This window comes from Alteromonas sp. W364 (assembly GCF_031846205.1).
Taxonomy (GTDB): Bacteria; Pseudomonadota; Gammaproteobacteria; order Enterobacterales; family Alteromonadaceae; genus Glaciecola; species Glaciecola blandensis.
In genome coordinates this window covers 265916-285936 of record NZ_JAVRID010000002.1, presented here as the reverse complement: position 1 = coordinate 285936, position 20021 = coordinate 265916, and the positions used below count along the sequence as shown (strand labels likewise).

General features: G+C 43.2%; 18 protein-coding genes. 10 read left to right on the top strand and 8 right to left on the bottom strand.

Annotated elements, in window-relative coordinates; all coding sequences use genetic code 11:
- Positions 1 to 20: 20 nt before the first annotated feature.
- Positions 21 to 1679, top strand: a complete 1659-nt coding sequence (gene pgi, locus RM556_RS04075) for a glucose-6-phosphate isomerase (protein ID WP_311373914.1) — start codon at positions 21 to 23, stop codon at positions 1677 to 1679.
- A 169-nt stretch (positions 1680 to 1848) separates the two neighbouring features.
- The gene (locus RM556_RS04070; protein ID WP_311373913.1) at positions 1849 to 2025 is read left to right on the top strand and encodes a DUF3545 family protein; all 177 of its coding nucleotides are present in this window, start codon (positions 1849 to 1851) and stop codon (positions 2023 to 2025) included.
- A 318-nt stretch (positions 2026 to 2343) separates the two neighbouring features.
- Here RM556_RS04070 and ung read toward each other — a convergent pair whose 3' ends face one another.
- From ung to RM556_RS04045, 5 genes are all read right to left on the bottom strand, one after another.
- A complete protein-coding gene (gene ung, locus RM556_RS04065; RefSeq protein ID WP_311373912.1) occupies positions 2344 to 3003 on the bottom strand; it encodes a uracil-DNA glycosylase in 660 nt (219 codons plus the stop codon).
- 20 nt (positions 3004 to 3023) lie between these two features.
- A complete protein-coding gene (thrC, locus tag RM556_RS04060) occupies positions 3024 to 4307 on the bottom strand; it encodes a threonine synthase (RefSeq protein ID WP_311373911.1) in 1284 nt (427 codons plus the stop codon).
- A 16-nt stretch (positions 4308 to 4323) separates the two neighbouring features.
- A complete protein-coding gene (gene thrB / locus RM556_RS04055; RefSeq protein ID WP_311373910.1) occupies positions 4324 to 5304 on the bottom strand; it encodes a homoserine kinase in 981 nt (326 codons plus the stop codon).
- Positions 5304 to 7769, bottom strand: a complete 2466-nt coding sequence (gene thrA / locus RM556_RS04050; protein WP_311373909.1) for a bifunctional aspartate kinase/homoserine dehydrogenase I — start codon at positions 7767 to 7769, stop codon at positions 5304 to 5306. The genes thrB and thrA overlap by 1 nt, the downstream gene beginning before the upstream one ends.
- Positions 7770 to 8100: 331 nt before the next feature.
- Complete coding sequence (locus RM556_RS04045; RefSeq protein ID WP_311373908.1) at positions 8101 to 8640, bottom strand: DUF2937 family protein; 540 nt, start codon at positions 8638 to 8640, stop codon at positions 8101 to 8103.
- Between the two features lie 145 nt (positions 8641 to 8785).
- Here RM556_RS04045 and aceK point away from each other — a divergent pair, with 145 nt between their 5' ends.
- Positions 8786 to 10525 (top strand): bifunctional isocitrate dehydrogenase kinase/phosphatase, encoded by a 1740-nt coding sequence (gene aceK, locus RM556_RS04040; protein WP_311373907.1) that lies wholly within the window; start codon positions 8786 to 8788, stop codon positions 10523 to 10525.
- Positions 10526 to 10554: 29 nt separating this feature from the next.
- Here aceK and RM556_RS04035 read toward each other — a convergent pair whose 3' ends face one another.
- Complete coding sequence (locus RM556_RS04035) at positions 10555 to 10902, bottom strand: MAPEG family protein (RefSeq protein WP_409220051.1); 348 nt, start codon at positions 10900 to 10902, stop codon at positions 10555 to 10557.
- A 178-nt stretch (positions 10903 to 11080) separates the two neighbouring features.
- Between RM556_RS04035 and RM556_RS04030 the strand changes: the two genes are divergently transcribed.
- The 3 genes from RM556_RS04030 to RM556_RS04020 all read left to right on the top strand — a co-directional run bounded on the left by RM556_RS04030 (position 11081) and on the right by RM556_RS04020 (position 14189).
- On the top strand, positions 11081 to 11767 hold the full coding sequence (locus RM556_RS04030; RefSeq protein ID WP_311373906.1) for a response regulator transcription factor: 687 nt from the start codon (positions 11081 to 11083) through the stop codon (positions 11765 to 11767).
- Positions 11768 to 11775: 8 nt separating this feature from the next.
- Positions 11776 to 13173 (top strand): HAMP domain-containing sensor histidine kinase, encoded by a 1398-nt coding sequence (locus RM556_RS04025; RefSeq protein ID WP_311361963.1) that lies wholly within the window; start codon positions 11776 to 11778, stop codon positions 13171 to 13173.
- A gap of 110 nt (positions 13174 to 13283) precedes the next feature.
- The gene (locus RM556_RS04020) at positions 13284 to 14189 is read left to right on the top strand and encodes an SDR family oxidoreductase (protein ID WP_311373905.1); all 906 of its coding nucleotides are present in this window, start codon (positions 13284 to 13286) and stop codon (positions 14187 to 14189) included.
- A 50-nt stretch (positions 14190 to 14239) separates the two neighbouring features.
- Here the strand turns inward: RM556_RS04020 and RM556_RS04015 are convergent, their stop codons facing one another.
- Both RM556_RS04015 and RM556_RS04010 read right to left on the bottom strand, forming a co-directional pair.
- On the bottom strand, positions 14240 to 14785 hold the full coding sequence (locus RM556_RS04015; protein WP_311361961.1) for a DUF3833 domain-containing protein: 546 nt from the start codon (positions 14783 to 14785) through the stop codon (positions 14240 to 14242).
- A gap of 17 nt (positions 14786 to 14802) precedes the next feature.
- Complete coding sequence (locus RM556_RS04010; protein ID WP_311373904.1) at positions 14803 to 15444, bottom strand: chalcone isomerase family protein; 642 nt, start codon at positions 15442 to 15444, stop codon at positions 14803 to 14805.
- A 441-nt stretch (positions 15445 to 15885) separates the two neighbouring features.
- Here RM556_RS04010 and RM556_RS04005 point away from each other — a divergent pair, with 441 nt between their 5' ends.
- From RM556_RS04005 to nspC, 4 genes are all read left to right on the top strand, one after another.
- Entirely contained in the window at positions 15886 to 16848 is a 963-nt protein-coding gene (locus RM556_RS04005; RefSeq protein WP_311373903.1) for a pyridoxal-phosphate dependent enzyme, read from the top strand.
- Positions 16849 to 16982: 134 nt separating this feature from the next.
- Positions 16983 to 17417 carry a hypothetical protein gene (locus RM556_RS04000; RefSeq protein ID WP_311373902.1) on the top strand — a complete coding sequence of 145 codons (435 nt, stop codon included), beginning with the start codon at positions 16983 to 16985 and terminating at the stop codon, positions 17415 to 17417.
- Between the two features lie 202 nt (positions 17418 to 17619).
- Entirely contained in the window at positions 17620 to 18822 is a 1203-nt protein-coding gene (locus RM556_RS03995) for a saccharopine dehydrogenase family protein (protein WP_311373901.1), read from the top strand.
- Between the two features lie 36 nt (positions 18823 to 18858).
- Positions 18859 to 19998, top strand: coding sequence for a carboxynorspermidine decarboxylase (nspC, locus tag RM556_RS03990; protein ID WP_311361956.1), 1140 nt, complete (start codon positions 18859 to 18861; stop codon positions 19996 to 19998).
- Positions 19999 to 20021 lie beyond the last annotated feature (23 nt).

Below are 20021 nucleotides of genomic sequence, written 5' to 3'. Positions count from 1 at the left end.
AATTACATCGGAGAGATACTGTGGAACGCATTCGTAATACTGAAGCCTGGGGCAAATTAGAATCACTTGCCGCAAATGTGAAACGTCAGCATATGAGAGACTGGTTCGAGACTGACCCTTCGCGGGCTGAAAAATACTTTTTGGCTGCCTGCGGTATCTCTCTTGATTACAGCAAAAACTTAATTACTGATGATGTGCTTTCGCAACTCATCGCGTTAGCTGAGCAACGAGGCGTTAACGACAAAATTACCGCAATGTTCAAAGGCGACATCATCAACACCACTGAGAAACGAGCTGTTTTACATACGGCATTACGCAATTTCTCAGGTAAGCCTGTTATGGTTGACGGTGAAGATGTTATGCCAGAGGTAATGGCTACTCTCGATAAAGTGGAAGCTTTTACCAACAAGGTTTTATCGGGTGAACATCTCGGCTGTACAGGTAAACCTGTCAAACGGGTGGTTAGCATCGGTATTGGCGGTTCATTTTTGGGCCCCAAAATTGTCAGCGAAGCGCTAAAGCCTTATCGTGATGGTCGAGTAGATGTAACGTTTGTCGCGAACGTAGATGGCTGTCATATTCAAGACGTACTAGCAGACTGTGACTTTGAAGAAACCTTGTTTGTGATGTCTTCGAAATCATTTGGCACTCAAGAGACTTTGCAAAACACACTCACGGCAAAAGCGTGGTTTTTAGCTCAAAAGTCGTCTACGCATAGCGTGTCAGAAGCTGATATTGCCAAACATTTTGTTGCAGTTTCATCAAATGTAAAAGCCGCTACTGAATTCGGCATGGCCGCCGAAAATGTTTTCCCTATGGCTGATTGGGTAGGTGGTCGCTATTCTTTATGGTCTGCAATTGGTTTACCCATTTCACTTGCTTTAGGTTATGACAATTTCAGAGCCATTCTTGATGGCGCATATGCCATGGATGAGCACGTTCAAACTGCGCCTCTCGCGGAAAACTTACCTGCCATTCTGGCAATGCTTGGTGTGTGGTATCGTAATTTTATGGGCGCTCAGTCTCATGTACTTCTCCCCTATTACCATTATTTACGTGGCCTTCCTGCATACGTGCAACAGTTGGATATGGAAAGCAACGGTAAATCGACGACACTTGGCGGTCAAGCTGTGGATTGTGGTACTGGCCCAATCATTTGGGGTAGTGAAGGGACCAACGGTCAACACTCGTTCCATCAATTGATACATCAAAGCACCTTGCCTATCCCGGCAGATTTCATGCTTCCCTTAAATGTGCCTAATCAAGATGATACGCACCATGCAATGTTAGCGTCTAATTGCTTTGGGCAAACTCAAGCTTTGATGCAAGGTAAAACCTTTGAAGAGTGCTACGCTGATCTTGACGGAAAAGGCTTATCTGACGAAGAACGTGTTAGTTTAGCTGCTCACAAAACGATGCCTGGAAACAAGCCAAGTAATACTCTTTTGTTCGAGCAACTCGACCCAAAAACCTTGGGAGCATTGATTGCAATGTACGAACACAAAGTGTTAATTCAAGGTGCTATATGGGACCTAAACTCCTTCGACCAATGGGGTGTTGAATTAGGTAAAGCATTAGGTAACGACGTTCTTGATGTGATCAACGATCTCAAACCTCTCGATTCTGTTGATAGCTCGACCGCCTCACTTGTCGAAAAATTCAAAAACGCGCAAAAATAAAGTGTAAGACCACGTCTTCTGTCATAGAAATGAAACACATTGTTAATATAAGGTTAACAAATGTGTTTTATTTCTTTCATTCTTATGGTACATATTGAGTGTAAGCAGTCGACAGCACCTCCGCAGTCCGACTGTTTGTGTAGCAAGCGGTTTCGATAAGGAGATGCCCGTGGAACGAAGCGATATTTTATCAATTGTAGATACCGAGTCCCGCCCAGTAAAAACCAAAAGCAAAAAACGAAAGTGGCGAGAAATTGAAGCAATCCATGACAAGTATAAATTACAGCGCGAACTCACCGAAATGGATATGAGTTTAGAGTATGAACTTGACCAAATGATGCGCTAGCGAAATGAATTTAAATGCCACTTTCTTAGTGGCATTTTTGTTTCTGCTATAGTCTGTCATTCCTTCTATAGTCTGTCATTCCTGCGTAGGCAGGAATCTAGGTCCCCGCCTACGCGGGGATGACGATAGTAGGCAGGAATCTAGGTCCCCGCCTACGCGGGGATGACGATAGTATGTAGGAATCTAGGTCCCCGCCTATGCGGGGATGACGATAGTATGTAGGAATCTAGGTCCCCGCCTACGCGGGGATGACAGGTTCGCGTGGGTGACGAGGCTGCTTTGGATGACGAGTCTACTGGGTTATGTATAAGGTATTACTTAAACTTGCCAGTCAATGGGGGGTTTACCTATCTCTTTTAGAAACGCATTAGTTTGGCTGAAGTGCTTACACCCTAGGAATCCGCGATGTGCAGACAACGGTGACGGGTGTGCACTTGTGAGCACTTTTTGACGCTCTTCGCTGATTAACTGCATCTTTTTTTGAGCTGGTGCGCCCCACAGCAAAAACACGATATTATCAAAGTGTTCATTTATTTTCTTAATGACCTCGTCCGTAAATCGCTCCCAGCCTATCTTCTTGTGCGAATGGGCTTCGCCCTGTTCCACAGTGAGTACCGTATTTAATAGTAGTACCCCTTGCTTTGCCCACTCACTTAAGTCACCGTGCACTGGCGCAACAAAGCCTTCAATATCTGAGCTTAACTCTTTATAAATATTACGAAGCGATGGCGGTATTTTGTTACCTTTCAATACAGAAAAACTCAAGCCGTGCGCTTGATTAGGGCCGTGATAGGGATCCTGTCCAAGTACCACGACTTTTAGATTATTCGGACTCGTTAATTTGAAAGCATTGAAAACATCTTGTGCTTCAGGGTAAACGGTAACGCCTTCAACGCGCCTTGCTTCGACATAAGCAAGTGCTTCTTGGAAGTAGGCTTGTTGTTTTTGGTCACCTAAAATGCCTTCCCATGCTTTCATTGTTTTTTCCGATTTAAAATTTAACGCAAAGTAGCGAAAAGGTGCTTTTTCAATGCCTCATAGCTATTTTCAACGTCAACTGAAAAGTCTGGTTTACCGACACTATCTGCCAACGCTTGTGGCAAGCTAATGGGCTGACCCAAGACATTCTCTACGGTTTCTCTAAATTTTGCAGGGTGCGCAGTACCTAAGAAAATACCCACTTCGTCTTCAGTCAGTGAGCGAGCCAAAGATCGATAACCAATGGCGGCATGCGGCTCAGAAACGTAACCTAAGCTTGCTAGCTGACGCATGGCAACTTGCGTATACTCCTCGTCGACGCCCTCACCCATTAAAATATCTTTCGATATATAACCCTGCTCAACAAGAGCCTCAATGCGAGGCCAGTTATTTGGCTGGCTCACATCCATTGCATTAGAAATTGTGGCAACGGTTGGCTTAGGAGCCCATTCACCGGTCTTTAAATAACGAGGCACAGTGTCATTAGAGTTTGTTGCTGCGATAAAGCGCTTGATTGGCACACCTAGCGCTTTTGCAATAATGCCCGCGGTCAGATTCCCAAAGTTACCACTAGGCACAGAAAATACCACTTTCGCTCTGTCCTCTATTGGTAATTGCGCTACCGCTTCAAAATAATAACAAACCTGAGCGAGTAAACGGCTAATGTTAATTGAATTTGCAGAATTCAAATGCAAGCCATCACGCACGTCAGTGTCGTCAAAAGCGGCTTTCACTAGCTGTTGGCAATCGTCAAAGTCACTCTCAATCGCTACCGTATGTATATTATCGCCTAGCGTGGTGAATAGTTTTTCTTGTAACTTACTGATTTTACCTTTCGGATACAAAATCACGACTTGGATGTTGTCTATGCCATGGAATGCATGGGCGACGGCCGCACCGGTATCACCAGAGGTAGCCGTTAAAATAGTGATTGGTTCGCCTTTGCTGATATTCGCAAGGCATTGAGCCATAAACCGACCACCAAAATCTTTGAATGCCAAAGTTGGACCATGAAATAACTCAAGGCAATGAATTTGACCACTCACTTTTGCCAAAGGTGCGCCAAACTGAAAGGCTGTTGTCACAATAGAACTTAGCAACGCTTCGGGTAATTCATCACCAATCAAGTGTTTTAAAACATGAATGCTTCGTTCCACGAAAGGCATAGCCAAAACATCATCAATATTATCGAAAGGGATGATATCTGTTGGAAAATATAACCCTTGGTGCTTCCCTAGGCCTTTCTTTACCGCTTCAGAAAAGCTAACGGCATCACTGGCATCTTTTAAATTTACTAGTTTCACTTCTTAAACCTTTGTTTTATGCACTAGGTAACACCTGGGTGCCTTGTGTGCTTAACTGACAAACATGGCTAAAGCCATCTTCGTTTTGTATATATTCTTTTTCTAGCCATGCTTTTATAGCATTAGCATCATCAAGCTCTCGTGCCACCGCAAACACGGTCGGGCCGGAACCAGAAATACCAAACGCAAGCGCGTTGTTTGCGTTAGCGGCTTCTCTTGCATCATCAAAACGAGGTAATAATACCTTCCGATGCTCTTCTGCTATAACGTCGGTCATCATCTTAGCGGCCAACGCTTCGTCTTTCGCATATAAGCTATGCACAAAGACACTGAGTTGTCGGCCAAAATCTAATGTTGACGATAAGCTGTACTCTTGAGGAAGCAACCTTCTGGCCTCGGCAGTTGACACCGAAATTCCAGAGTAACATACAACCCAGTACCAATTGTCAAAACACGGCAACTTCACCGCCACGGGTGACTCTTCGCCCGTCATTAAAACCAAGCCACCTAAATAGCTCGGAGCAACATTGTCGTAATGTATACTACCGCTAATTTGCCCCTCAAGCTCGCCCATCATTGTCAATAACTGATCTTCATCAAACGGCTTATTCGCATGTTCGTTCAAGGCGTAAAACGCCGCAACGATAGAGCTTGCGCTAGAGCCAAGACCACTGCCAATTGGTAGTGCTTTATGTAGGTGCATGGCCACGTTCAACGGTGCTTTATTTGCATCAGCTAACGCCGTTTGAAAGAACTCGAAGCACTTTGTAACGATATTATTGTCACTACCCGCAGGTAATCTATCGGCAAATGTACCATCTACCGTAAGAGAAAATGCCTCTGCATCTTTGACTTCAACCCAATCACCTAAACGCTTTCCGTCAATAGGCTGGAGAGCGGCTCCGAGAAGATCAAAGCCTAAACTGACATTACCTATTGAAGCGGGTGCGAAGGCCTTTGTTACTTTAGCGCTAGTTGTTTCTTTATTATCACTCATTAAGCAAAATCCTGTGTCCAAGGCATGGTGCGTAATACGTCTGCGAATACACCCGCAGCAGTTACTGTAGCGCCCGCTCCGTATCCTCGAATAACGAAAGGAATTGGCTGATAATACTTACTGTGAATGGCTAAGGCATTTTCACCGTCTTTAACTGCCGCTAAAGGATGTGATAGCGCCACTTCTTGTATAGATACTTTGCATTTGTTCTGCTTAATTGAACCGACGTAGCGAAGTACTTTGCCGTCTTCATTTGCTTTTTGCGCGCGCTCTTTTATTTCTGCATCGAGGCTTGGCAAGTTTTCGAGAAACTGCTCAATGGACCCCGAGGAGTCGAAACTAGCAGGCAACACCGATTCAATTTGAATATCTGATAGCTCTAACTCTAAACCTGACTCTCTTGCCATGATCAACAGTTTTCTAGCCACGTCCATGCCAGATAAATCATCTCTTGGATCAGGCTCAGTGAATCCATTCGATTTTGCCACTAATGTTGCTTCAGATAGGCTCATTCCCTCGTCTAACTTACCAAATACATAAGATAGTGAACCTGACAATATACCTTCAAAACTCTCTAGCTCATCACCCGCAGCAACTAATTTTTGTAAATTGTCGATAACCGGCAGGCCAGCCCCAACCGTTGTTTCGTATAAATACTGACGATTGGTTGATTGCGCAGTGCGTTGCAAGGCTTTATACTGCGCCATGGTTGACGTATTTGCTTTCTTGTTTGGCGTAACAACGTGACAACCACTGTTCATCATTTCTAAATACAAATCAGCAATTGTTTCATTGCTAGTACAATCAATAATGACCGGATTTACCAAACTATTGTCATTTACAAATTTATGAATACGAGCAACTGAGAAACCTTCCTCGGCATTGTCTAATGCTCCCTTCCAGTCGCCATTTAAATCAATACCGTTATTATTCAAAAGCAATTTGCGACTATTTGCGATACCAAAGACCTCGAGACGGATGTCTCTGCCCAACAGAGATGCTTGCTGTTGTGCGATTTGCCTCAACAACTCAGCACCGACGGTGCCGCAACCAATTAAAAAGGCATCGATAGTATGTTTCTTAGTAAAGAAATTCTGATGGATGACTTTTACTGCTTTTTTCGCTTTCGCGTTTTCAATCACGGTACTAATTGAGCGCTCGGATGAGCCTTGAGCAATAGCAACATTGTTCACCCTAGCCTGCGCTAAAGCACTGAAAAACTTCGCGGCCATGCCTTTAGATTGACGCATACCATCACCTACTAATGTGACAATGGCGAGTTCTCGACGAACTTCAATGGGTTCTAACAATTGATTGCTAAGTTCTAATGCAAAGCTTTCATCTAATAAATCAAGTGCCCGGTCTGCATCTTTTTGCTGAATACAAAAGCTGATGCTGTATTCAGATGAACTTTGTGTGATTAAGCTAATTGAAATATTGCCCGTTGAGATTACATCAAAAATGCGACTTGCCATACCCACCATGCCTTTCATTCCAGGGCCTGCAATATTGAACATCACTACGTCTTCGAGGTGTGATATACCTTTCACACTGGTCCATTTTTCACTCGCTTCATGAGAAATCAATGTGCCAGGAGCGGCCGGGTTTAAGGTATTGCGAATAAGGCAAGGGATGCTGTACTGGGCAATTGGACCAATTGTTTTAGGATGAAGCACTTTTGCGCCGAAGTAAGACAATTCCATCGCTTCTTGATAAGTTAACTTATCTAGTAAAACAGCGCCATCAACCTGGTTAGGATCGGCGTTATAAACACCATCTACATCTGTCCAAATTTCGCAACAACTAGCATCAATGCACGCGGCGAGTATTGCTGCAGAGTAATCCGAGCCATTGCGCCCTAAAGTGACTTTTTCACCCAGATCATTAACCGCAACAAAACCGGGCATAATCAGTAGTTTTGAGCCATCTGTATTGACCTCACTAAAACGCGCTTTGCTCGCACTTAAGTCAGCGATACTATCAAGGTAGCTGCCATTTGCGACAACATGTTCGACGGGATCGATAATCTCATTGGCAACACCTTTGGCATTCAAAATTTCACTAAAGATGCGAACGCTTAGATACTCACCCAAACTCAATATTGAAGCAGTAACTTGTTCAGGGCAGGTTTTCAGTAAGGCGATGCCTTTTAATTGCTGTTCTAACTCACTCAGCTTTAGCTTAATAAAATCGCTAAGCGGCTGATAAGAAAAGTTGTCGAGGGTGGCATTTAAATCGTCTGCGATACCATGTAAGGTCATATTCAATTTGGCAAACAATTCGCCATAATCCGCGCCAGACTCAGCTTGTTCACATAACAATGAGAGGGCGTTTGTTACGCCTTTAGGTGCTGACAATACAACTGCCGCGCCTTCTGTTTGATGTGTATCGGTGCTAATTTCCAACACGCGCATGTAACGTGTTGCATCAGCTAAACTCGACCCACCAAACTTTAAAACCTTCATGTATTACTCCTGTACTCTCATTTTATCTGTTTACATTCTTCTACTAGCCGCATACAAAAAAGCCCGCTATTTGCGGGCTTTCGTTAACTTTAAATCTTGCGCAAGCTAACGACCGCCCCTGGTAAGGATGGTAATCATACCCATAATCGTCATAGAAATAGTTAGCGTCAACTTGGCTGATGCAACCACCCCTAATATAAGGTTAATGTCGTTAGTTTTTATTGTTCTTTTCATAGGGTCAATTTGCCGTATAGACGTCTATATGTCAACCACGTTTTGGACATAAACGCGATATTCACTCAATTAAATCATGTTAAATGAATTTTCATCATCAAAGAGGCTGCTTTTTTGGAATATTCTCTTCTTTTGCTGCTTTTTTGCGCGCCCTTCTTTTTCGCACAACTAGTTGAGTCGGAGCGCTAATAACAAGATTCAACAAGAGCCCTAAGATCACACCGAACAAAATGCCCTCTGTGCTAATCGGTAGGCCAAAAGTGAATTGCTTCAGGGTTTTATCAAGGTATAGCCAACCCGATGGCGACAGCATAAAGCCAATCTTTTCTATCAGATTCCCCTCTGCAAACACTTGAAGACCTTTTCCAAGGTCATTCTGCCTCTGTAGTGTGCTTTGTTTTTGGATTGCATCATCGCGCACACTTTCTACATCATTTTTCAAATGGTGTTCGATCATATCGTCGATTGAAGGGTAACCGTATTTGTCAGCCGTCGTCTGGTAACCGTCAATTTGCCATTGGTTTGCATCATAAACGCCTGCAATGAATTGATGATACTGATCAGCAAGCTGTGGTACCTGCAAAGCAAACAGTAAGGTTAGGCCAAAGAATAATTTGTCGATAGTGCTATAGATCAAGGAAGCTCCTTCCATTTTTGCGCTAAGAACCTATACCTTAGTCAACAGATAGCCAATATAGGTTTCAATTATGCGACATCTCTTTTCATACACAGTATATTCTTACTTTATCAAATAAACACCTGCGCAGAAAAAGATACGCCTTATGAACGAGAATCAAGCATCAGAGGTAGATACTAGCAAAGTTGCTCGCCACTTCGCTTACCAAGTGATTAGCGGTTTCGACCGTTCATACCGACGTCACAGTCGCATCACAGCTGGCGCAAAAGAGCGATTTGAGCAATCCTTATGGAGTGAATCTCAATTAGCGATCAAAGATCGTATTGCCGTGTATGAACAAAGCTTGAGTGAGATTGTTATTGACTTGTATGAACAAGTACACCCTCGTCAACAGGAAAGTGAATTTTGGCAAGAGGCAAAAGCGCAGTATACCAAGCTACTGAATAATCACCCTCAGTTTGAACTTGCAGAAACTTTTTACAATTCTGTGATTGGACGTATTTTCAAACATGCGAAAATTGATGAAACAATGATGTTTGTGTTGCCAAGTCGTTGTTATCTTTCGGGGCCTGACCGCGAAAAAGTCATTTACCGCTTTGACACCTCAGGCACAGTCAGAGCGATGCACGAAGCAATCTTCGATACATTTCGCTTTGCAGTCCCATTTGATAATCTTGAGCACGATTTGCAAAGTATGGATAAAGCCTTACGAGCACGGCTCGACCGTGAACAGTTAGCAAGTGTTCACACTGTCGAATTACTCAAGCCCGTTTTTTATCGTGGAAAAGCAGCATATCTGGTCGGTCGAATTTGTATGCCTGATGAAACGCTTCCCTTCGTGATTGCCTTAAAAATGACCCTAGACCATAAGCTCGTCGTAGATGCTTTGCTCACTGAACGTCATCACTTAAGCGTCATTTTTAGTTTTGCTCGTTCTTACTTTATGGCAGAGACGCAATATCCTGCAGAGGTAGTGGCCTTTCTGCAGGAGCTTCTGCCTCATAAGAAGCATTTCGAACTGTATATGTCTTTGGGTTTTTATAAGCATGGTAAAACTGTCTTTTATCGCAACTATCTGCAGCACTTAGATACTAGCGATGATGAGTTTGCGTTGGCACCTGGCATCAAAGGCTTGGTAATGGCAGTTTTCCATTTGCCCAGCTATGGGGTCGTGTTTAAAGTGATTAAAGATGAATTTGCTGAAAGTAAAAAAATTACTCGCGACTATGTAAAGGATCGCTATCGATTGGTTAAAACCACTGACCGCGTTGGTCGTATGGCCGACACACACGAGTATATGAACTTTCGTTTCCCCAAGCATAGAGTGTCCAAAGAGCTGCTCGATTACTTACTTGAAACTTGCCAGAGCAGTATTTCAATAACAGAAACTGAAATAGTCATTTCGCACTTATACATTGAACGTAAAATGACGCCATTGAACCTTTACCTTCAGCAGGAACAAGATCCTATCAAGATAAGAAATGTGCTGAATGAGCTTGGCTTGTGTATCAAACAGATTGCCTTAGCTAACGTATTTCCGGGTGATATGCTGCACAAAAATTTCGGCGTCACGAAAACCGGACGTGTCATCTTCTATGATTATGATGAGATTTGTTATATGTCTGAGCGGCATTTTAGAAGCTTGCCGAAAAGCGATGACCCTTATGCGATAGACACGCTATCAGTGGGGCCAAGTGATGTTTTTCCAGAACAGTTCGAACACTTTATTGTTGGCAAAAGAGAATTTAAAGAAATACTTAAAGAGCTACATGGTGACATTATGACAGCCGAGTATTGGCAGAGTATTCAAGCCCTAACCAGCAGCGGTGTTATTCCAAACTTCACACCCTACCCTGAACACTATTGCTTTCCTCGGCCCGCTTGAACGCAGTTTCAGTCAGAAGATAATACTGGTTAATTTAGGAGGTAATAATAGTGAGCAGCGATGGTTCCCATGCCAATCACCCAAACTGTGCTGCGTAAAATATCCCAATTCATCCAATAGCAGATTAAATAGAGTAAACGGCATACGACGAACGCAAGACATAAATATGCCGTGGTAAGAGTGACAGCATTGAGCGCAATGACCAGTAAAATACTTGGTCCGAAATACGTTGTCGCTTCAAAACAATTTTCATGTGCAGCATGGGCACGAGCACCAAAACCATCTAATGCTTTTTGCTGTGCACGAGGCGACTTGTTATCATATTTTCCAGATTTGCTCATTGCAATTGCCAAGGGCACTTTCGCCAGCATTGGCATAAACACTACAATGGCTAAACAAATAACGACTATGGTCAAAATTTCTCTCCTAATTTCAGAATATCGGTCTAAATTTACCTATTCTGCGTATCTAAACACAATAAAACAAAGGCTGCACGCCCTAAACCTCTCGAGCGTCGCTTTGTACGTGAGAACTTAAAGAAAAAGTACATAAATTATGAAGATACTTATCGTTGAAGATGACCCAACCGTTGCGAACTTTATCTACAAAGGTTTCACAGAGTTGGGACATGTAGCTGACCTTGCACAAGATGGTAAGAAAGGCCTTACTCTCGCTACTGCTAATTCCTATGACGTCATCATACTCGACAGAATGCTGCCAGAGCTTGACGGTATTACTTTATTGAACACCATTAGAGCCGCCAACGATAATACGCCAGCAGTGATTCTTAGTGCTAAAAATAAAGTCGAGGACAAAGTAAAAGGATTGCGTTCAGGGGCTGACGACTATATGACCAAGCCCTTTGCATTTGAAGAACTGTTAGCTAGAACGGAAGTTGCCGCTTCTCGAAATAAATCGGCAAGCCCTGCAATCACAGAACTCAAGCTTGGCGACTTAACCCTCGACCTTATCAATCGCAGAGTCACCCGAGATAATCAAATCATCGACTTACAGTCTAAAGAGTTTAAGCTGCTCGAATATTTACTGAAAAACGCAGGAAAAATTGTCACGCGAACCATGCTACTGGAAAAAGTATGGGAGTATAACTTTGACCCTCAAACCAATGTCATCGATGTGCATATTAGTCGCTTAAGAAATAAAATAGATAAAGGTTTTAGTTACCCCATCATCGAGACCATACGTGGCGCGGGTTACCTCGTCTCAGAGCCCAAACGGCCCTAGGAGTCTGTATGCGAGCTATTGCTGCCTTTCAAAAAAGTTCGAGCTTTACACTGAGTATTGTTTTCACTTCCTTGCTTATGATGGGCGTTGTGTTCATTACCTATTTCTTAATCTTGTCGAACGATGATTTATTGATCCGAGAATCTGAAGCGGCGATTAACGCTGATATTAGAGGTTTTAATTCTCTATACCGTGTTGCTGGTGCCCGAGCGGTCGAGAAAGCCCTAAACGATAGGATTGCGGAAAATGGCAACGACTTTTTCTATCACTTGAAGGACAATAATGACAAGTTTGTGGCCGGCAATATGCTGTTCTGGCCCGAAAAAGGGTCTAAAGTTGTGAAAAACGGCATGTTGTCTCTCAAAATTGGAGACGACTCTGCCCAACAATATGATGTCATGGCGAAAATAATGACGTTCACTAACGGACAAGAGCTATTGATTGGTCGAAACATAGACGACATTGAGATTGTTCAATGGGTTGGTAAGACCTTTGGCTGGGTCATGATATTAATTCTTTGCTTAATTTCTGCTGTGAGTATTTGGGTTGCATATTACGTAGTGAATCGCATTAATTTGATTTCTGACAAGGCGGACAACATTATCACCACCGGCAAGCTTCATGAACGTCTTCCGGTAGATAGTAATTGGGACGATTTAAGCAAGCTGACTATTGCCTTGAACAAAATGCTGGAACAATTTGAAACTTCCGTGCAAGGAATAAAATCGGTATCTGATAACATCGCGCATGACCTTCGCACACCGCTCACTCGCCTACAAACACATATTGAAAGTATGTCAGATAGTAGCGAAAAAGAGTCACTGCTAAAGGAATCCAACAATTTATTATCCATATTTAACTCTCTGCTGCGTATTGCTGATTTGGAGACAGAGCAGAAAACCAGCGCGTTTACGAATGTTGATCTAACGTTGGTATTGGCCGATGTCATCGAACTGTATGAACCAATAATTGAAGAACACAAGCTACACTTAGAAACCGTGATTAGCATTACGGACGCTACTTTATACTGCGATAAAGACTTAGTATTTCAGACCTTCGCCAATATCATCGATAACGCAATTAAATTTAACCAAGCTGGCGGCAGTATTTTGATAACCTTAGATGCTGCGAAGCTTGGTGATCAAAAGCATGCAGCGTTTCGTGTTTACGATTCAGGCATGGGTGCATCAAAAACTGATTTTGATAAACTAACGAGACGCTTCTATCGCGCAGACAAAAGCAGAACTCGCTCCGGCAATGGTCTGGGCTTATCGCTAGTCCAAGCCATTGTTAACTTACACGAAGGGCAACTTCGATTTGTCGACAATCCATTATCTCAGGCCTCAGGCTTAGGTTGTGAAGTAATGCTGCCATTAAGAACACTGCAAGGTGAGCAAGCAGAATAAGGAGGCATGGAGAAGCCAATATTGCTTGCGGTCGACGTACTAGCTTTCTGCTTCAGAAGGACATATGCTAGCTTTGTAGAAACTTGCGAAATCAAGCAGTGGAGACAGCAATGCAGGAGTATCAGCGCTTTTATCAAGGCAAAACAGTGGTCATTAGTGGCGCCGCTTCAGGTATTGGTTCGGCCCTAGCCCATCTCTTTGCCGAGTTTGGTTGCAAAATTGCCATTTGTGACATTGACGGTTCAGCCTTAGCGCAAGTGGTTGAGAGTATTCAAGCGACTCTGCAAAAGAATCGTTCCCATGCTGATGTCAGCAGTCCTATCGTAAGTCAGGTGGTTGATGTGGCCAGCAAAGAGGCATGGTCTGCTTTTTTGGCCAAGTGCATTGATACTCACGAACATATTGACCTTGTTATCAACAATGCAGGAATAGAAGGTTCTAGCCAACCTATCTGGGCCTCCTCTGATGACACTCTCGAAAGAGTAATGGATGTCAATTTCTATGGCATGGTATTTGGCAGCAAAACGAGCCTACCCTACCTTGTTCAGCGCCCTTGGGCGGCTTTGGTCAATGTGTCGAGTATTTTCGGTTTAGTTGCCCCTCCAAACACAGCAGATTACAGCGCCAGTAAGTTTGCAATTCGAGGGTATACCGAATCTTTGCGTGCCGAACTAGAACTGGTGCACCCTCAGGTTCAAGTCCACTTGGTGCACCCTGGTGGGATTAACACCAACATTACGCGGCTTGAGCACAGTCAAAAATTTAAACAACGATTCCTCACGACTGAGCCTCGCGCCTTGGCCTTGCAAATTGCGAAAGGAGTGATGCGCAATAAAGCCAGAATCGTTTTTGGCAATCAAGCAAAGCGGACAGCGTTTGCGTCTCGGCTTTTACCACTAAGCTGGTTGAGTAAAATTCTAAGCAAAGAAATTGATGGTTTAGGATTAGAGGGTGACTATATTCGCGAACATGAAGGTTTTAAACTACCTAACAAAAACGACAAAACAGATAGCTAGTTTGTTTTGTCGTTTAGTAACTAAGTAACGAAGGGCCTTAAAGGGCTTGATTATTGCTTTTGCATAAAAATCGTGACTTCAGCCATGACTAAGCCAAACTTTTTGATATATGAGCGATTCATCATGGTATTTTCATCGAAAGCCCAGAACCAGTCATCAAAGTTAACCCGATATGTACTGTCATCTACCGCCAAGTCCATTTCATAAACGAAATTGAATGCATTTCCATAGGGTGTACCTGTTGCTGGACCCGCTATATCACCTGCATTACCAGTATAAGTGCCGTTAGCATTCTTACTCAAAGTCCACACTCGGGTCAATGGGCCTTCACCGACACCGTACTCGAAGGTTTCATCAAGAATTAAATTACCTTCTTTCATATACCCGTCGATATTCACGACGAACCGCTGCACAACATCTCCGTCGCGATTCTGCACGATACCCCACGCTTTCACCTTGCCATCAAAAAACGATTCAATGTTAAAGTCTGGCTCGACGGCTTTATATTGTTCACCGTCAATGGACACCGAACATGCGCTTAAGAATATCAACGAAAAAATGAGATAAGTAGTGGTTCTAAATAGCTTCTGTGTCATGTTGCTCGTCCTTTAATTCAGTCTTTTGTCATACCCAGAAGTTGCTTTCGCATTTCTGGTTCAGAGGTATTTTTATGCAGCCATATGTCAAAGAAAGATTGGCCAAAACTAATATCATCAATACTCCCTATCAATTTTCCTTGATAGTAAAAATGAGTGTGTTTGTTAGTATCGAGTACACCCGTAATATTTTCCCCTTCCTTCACATTCGGAAATACCGACCGCATCTGCTCGTACCATTTTGCCAATTCAACTTCATCTTCGTAGCCAATATCGCGCATTTCATCAACCGAACGACTCGCAATATCTTCTCCGTCAAAGTCTCGTAAATAAGTTAAAGATAACGCGAATGGGGAGTTAGCTTGCCACTGCCCTTTGCTCGCGACTAGCTTGGCATCATAGATTTTCCAAAACATGATTTTTAATCTTGCCTCACCCACTTCCTCAGCCTCTGGAATGTAACGCTCGGCTATCTGATTTAAATTCAGTGGTGTTGTATTTTTAGCGCTGTTAGCCGACATGCTTGATGTCTCGGTTGCTACCGCTTTACCATCATTGACTGTTGCATCATTGATGTCAGCACTTGTAAATGTGCTTAAGCTCAAAAGGCTAGCAAACATAAGCGGCTTCAATGCGCCTTGTTGGTTTAATCTCTTCACTCTATTGCCTTTATGTTATTGGTTACACTGAGCTTAAACGATCTGTGTTGTACATATAGATCATTGCCCGCGATTAAACTTATTTAATCCAAATATAACGCACTTTCGCTCGCTCTGTGCGTAAAGATAAGCTACACCTTACTTATACTCACATTGCGCTAGTAGTAACATTCCTCTTGAAGGCGCACATACATTGAAAAAGGCTCAACATGAAAACACGTATCCACCATATAACCGCGCTGATCTTTTTAGGAGTCTCAATCAGTTTTACTAGTCAGGCAAAACAAACAGGATGGTATCTCGGTGCTCAAGGCAATTAGCGGTGGCATTGAACTCACCAGCGAAGAAAATGCAGTGGGTCTAGTGGGTGATCTCGACTATAATCCTCTGACCTACAGTGCGAGTGTGAAAATTTCGTTTTAAGACAAGTGACATTTTAAAATGCGAGTAAAGACTGAATCTGAGTTACTGACTGACTTGGCGATAAATTTACCCTCTCCACTGGAACAGATCTCACTGCCTGACAGCGCAGCAAAGGGTGTCGAAGTTTGGTGTAAGCGAGACGATTTAATCCACCCGATTATTTCAGGCAATAAGTGGCGAAAGCTACAACAAACCTTGGTGAGTTGGTATAGCAGTCCGCCATCGCATGTCATTAGCTTTGGTGGGCCATACTCCAACCATTTACATGCGCTTGCCTTTTGTTGTGCTCAACTTGGGATCGCCTTCACAGCTGTCGTGCGAGGAAAGTACCTCCAACACCAAGTCTTAAGTCCTACGCTCCAAGATATTTGTCACTGGCAGGGGCAACTGCACTTTGTAAACAAAACAGATTACCAGCGACGCACCGACCCCGCGTATATTGATGAGCTCAAAAATTACCTTCAAGCGGATCTCTGCATTCCGGAGGGAGGTTCGCAATCAGCTGCTTTGCAAGGCGTCGCTGAAATACATAAAGAAGTAAGCTATCAACAACCTGAACTCATGTTCGACCTTGCTCTTCTGCCTGTCGCGAGTGGCGCTAGCTTGGCAGGCCTGGTGAATAAACATCAAGCGACTAGTATTAATACGTTCGTAGGCGTTGCTGTACTAAAAGGTAAAAGCTACCTAGAAGAACTGGTTGGGCAATTTTTAGGTCAAGAACAGCATACCCGATGGCATATTGAGCATGAGTATCATCATGGTGGATATGCGAAAACCAGTGCTGATTTGCTAGCTTTCTGTGAGCACTATAACGCCAATAATTCATTGCAAATTGAACCTGTATACTCAGGAAAATGCTTTTGGGCGGCCAACGATATGATAAAAACAGGAAAAATACGACCTGGTAGCCGTGTGTTATTGCTTCATACCGGAGGGCTTCAAGGTAATCGCGCATACAAGCGTATAAACGTTTCGAAATAATCGACTGAACTATTAAGTAAGATATGTCGTTAACAATGGTGATAAAGCGAAAACAGTAACGCGAGTATCAGTTTGTAGCTTGAGCCGGTACGAACTAGTAAGCCAATGTGAACAATAAGATTTGGTGGTTAACAATGAAACAGAATATGATTTTAAAAGACCAGGTCCAATATGCAGACGTCATCGACAAGGCCTTGCACTTGTGTCGGATTATGCTGTCTCGTTCAGAAACGCTGTATCCTTTCGCCGTTATCTCAATAGATAAAGATATACAGTGTACTTTTTTAGAAGATGAAGACTGTCAGAATACACACCCTAATGGCGCTCACTTTGGCATGATTGAAAAGCTAGAGAGACAAATCGCCATACAAAAAATCCAAGCTAAATCCGCTGTTAGTTTATTAGTCTACGCTGCAACATTGAAAACCCCTGATGCCAGAGAGACCGATGGGCTTATGTTTAGCTTAAGCGATTCTAATGGCGAAAACATCCTCACTCTTTATCCTTATGAGTTTGAGATAAACAGTATCAAATTAGGTAAGCCATTTACCTGTGACTTTTCCGACTAAGTAAGTCCAATTATATTCTACGTTTACCTCTTTTATAAACGCCAAATTTCCAATTATGTCTGCGACAAAAACCGAGCGTTCAAGCCCCTGCCTTTTCTTTGTTGACCATGCTAGGCTTAGATTCACCATGGCAACATTTTTAGACTTGCCAATTAAAAAATTGCTGTTACGATGCAGCGCTCAACCACAGTAAGGAATTTATATGTCTCGTGTACTCATTATCGGCGCTGGCGGCGTTTCATCAGTCACTGTGAAAAAGTGCGCTCGTTTACCTGAAATGTTCGATGAAATTTATCTCGCATCTCGCACATTATCGAAATGTGAAGCGTTACAAGCAGAAGTTGGTGCTGACCGATTAAAAGCGGTTTTCGCCGTTGATGCTGATGATGCTGATGCAGTTGCTGAGCTTATCAACCAGGTGAAACCTGATCTCGTTGTAAACCTTGCACTTCCTTATCAAGATTTACCGATTATGGATGCCTGCTTAGCGACTAAAACAGATTATTTGGATACAGCCAACTACGAACCTAAGGACGTAGCGAAGTTTGAATATTCTTGGCAGTGGGCGTATCAACAAAAATTCCAAGATGCTGGCATTATGGCACTTTTAGGCAGTGGCTTTGATCCAGGCGTAACCAATGTATACACAGCTTACGCTGCTAAACACTATTTCGACGAAGTACATTATCTCGATATCGTTGATTGTAATGGCGGTGATCACGGCCAAGCGTTTGCAACGAACTTCAACCCAGAAATCAACATCCGTGAAATTACTCAACGTGGTCGTTTCTGGGAAAATGGTGAGTGGAAAGAAACAGAACCACTTAGCGTAAGAGAAGATCTCGACTATCAGAACATTGGTGTACGCGCGTCTTATTTGATGTTCCATGAAGAGTTGGAGTCTTTGGTTAAGCACTTCCCAACTTTGAAGCGCGCGCGCTTCTGGATGACCTTCGGTGATGCCTATTTAAATCACCTAAAAGTACTTGAAGGGATCGGTATGACAAGTATCGAACCCGTTGAATTCCAAGGTCAGCAAATTGTTCCATTAGAGTTCTTAAAAGCCGTACTTCCAAACCCAGGTTCTCTAGCTGAAGGATATACCGGAAAAACGTGTATCGGAACCTATATTACCGGAATGAAAGACGGAAAAGAGCGAACGATTTTTATCTATAACAATTGCGACCACGCAGCTTGTTATGAAGAAGTGGGTGCGCAAGCTGTATCTTATACTACCGGTGTACCGGCAATGATTGGTGCTGCACTTATGTTGAATAATACATGGAAGAAGCCTGGTGTATGGAACATGGAGCAATTTGATCCAGATCCGTTCATGGACATGCTGAATCAACATGGCCTACCTTGGCATGTGATGGAGTGTGAGCAGAGCCCGTTTAGTCAATAAATGGAACATAACAAATAAAGGTATATTGGTGAGTGAATGACAAGTAAATATATTCGCGATGACATCCCATCACCCTGTTATGTGTGCGATGAGGCAAAGCTAGAGGCAAACTTGAAGCTAATGGCCGACGTTCAAGCACGCGCAGGTGTCGATATTATCTTGGCCCTCAAAGGCTTCTCCATGTGGTCAACGTTTCCTTTGGTGAAGCAGTTTCTTAAAGGCGCTACGGCTAGCGCTGTATGGGAGGCTAAATTAGCCAAATATGAGATGGGTGGTGAAGTACATTGCTTCTCTCCTGCTTACAAGCAAAGAGATATGGATGAATTGCTAGGCTTGGTCAATCACTTGTCATTTAATAGCCTAAACCAATGGCGTCAGTTCAAGGATCAGGTATTGGCGTCACCTGTTTCTGGTGGTTTGCGAGTCAATCCAGAGAATCAAGAGGCCGATACCCCTTTGTATGACCCATGCGCTCCGGGCTCACGTTTAGGCATCTTAGCCTCCCAACTTGAAGGACAAGACCTGAGCGGTATTGAAGGGTTTCATGTACACAATTTATGTGAATGCGATTCCTTTGCAACTGAGCGTACTCTTAACGCAATTGATATCAAGTTTGGACAGTACTTACCCCACTTAAAATGGTTAAACATCGGCGGCGGTCATTTGATGACCAAGGCAGGCTATGATGTTGAGCACTTAATCGGTGCCTTGAAGGCCTTTAAACAAAAGTATCCAAATTTGCACATCATAATGGAGCCAGGTTCAGCCGTCGCATGGCAAGCTGGGCCCTTAGTGGCAGAAGTAGTTGATATCGTTGAGAATGAACAACAGATCCTTATTTTGGATATCAGCGCAACTGCGCACATGCCAGATGTATTGGAAATGCCTTATCGACCTGTTATTACAGACGCTGGTTTACCCGGCGAAAAGGCTTTCACTTACAAGCTCGGCGGGAACTCTTGTTTAGCTGGAGACGTCATTGAGGAGTATAGTTTTGATCACGCTATTAAGGCGGGTGATAAATTAGTTTTTGAGGACATGCTGCATTATACCATGGTAAAAACAACCTTCTTTAATGGTGTAGAACACCCAGCAATCGGTATTTTACGCAAAGATGGTCACTTCGATTTAATAAAACAATTCACTTACGAAGAGTTTAAAGCAAGACTTTCCTAATAAGACCTTCGCATTCGCTAGGG

Bases quoted from the DNA above. Each gene is read 5' to 3' on its own strand.
- ung (WP_311373912.1), bottom strand. From the start codon at position 3,003: ATGAAAGCATGGGAAGGCATTTTAGGTGACCAAAAACAACAAGCCTAC.
- thrB (WP_311373910.1), bottom strand. From the start codon at position 5,304: ATGAGTGATAATAAAGAAACAACTAGCGCTAAAGTAACAAAGGCCTTC.
- thrA (WP_311373909.1), bottom strand. From the start codon at position 7,769: ATGAAGGTTTTAAAGTTTGGTGGGTCGAGTTTAGCTGATGCAACACGT.
- aceK (WP_311373907.1), top strand. From the start codon at position 8,786: ATGAACGAGAATCAAGCATCAGAGGTAGATACTAGCAAAGTTGCTCGC.
- RM556_RS04035 (WP_409220051.1), bottom strand. From the start codon at position 10,902: ATGCCAATGCTGGCGAAAGTGCCCTTGGCAATTGCAATGAGCAAATCT.
- RM556_RS04030 (WP_311373906.1), top strand. From the start codon at position 11,081: ATGAAGATACTTATCGTTGAAGATGACCCAACCGTTGCGAACTTTATC.
- RM556_RS04025 (WP_311361963.1), top strand. From the start codon at position 11,776: ATGCGAGCTATTGCTGCCTTTCAAAAAAGTTCGAGCTTTACACTGAGT.
- RM556_RS04020 (WP_311373905.1), top strand. From the start codon at position 13,284: ATGCAGGAGTATCAGCGCTTTTATCAAGGCAAAACAGTGGTCATTAGT.
- RM556_RS04015 (WP_311361961.1), bottom strand. From the start codon at position 14,785: ATGACACAGAAGCTATTTAGAACCACTACTTATCTCATTTTTTCGTTG.
- RM556_RS04005 (WP_311373903.1), top strand. From the start codon at position 15,886: ATGCGAGTAAAGACTGAATCTGAGTTACTGACTGACTTGGCGATAAAT.
- RM556_RS04000 (WP_311373902.1), top strand. From the start codon at position 16,983: ATGAAACAGAATATGATTTTAAAAGACCAGGTCCAATATGCAGACGTC.
- RM556_RS03995 (WP_311373901.1), top strand. From the start codon at position 17,620: ATGTCTCGTGTACTCATTATCGGCGCTGGCGGCGTTTCATCAGTCACT.
- nspC (WP_311361956.1), top strand. From the start codon at position 18,859: ATGACAAGTAAATATATTCGCGATGACATCCCATCACCCTGTTATGTG.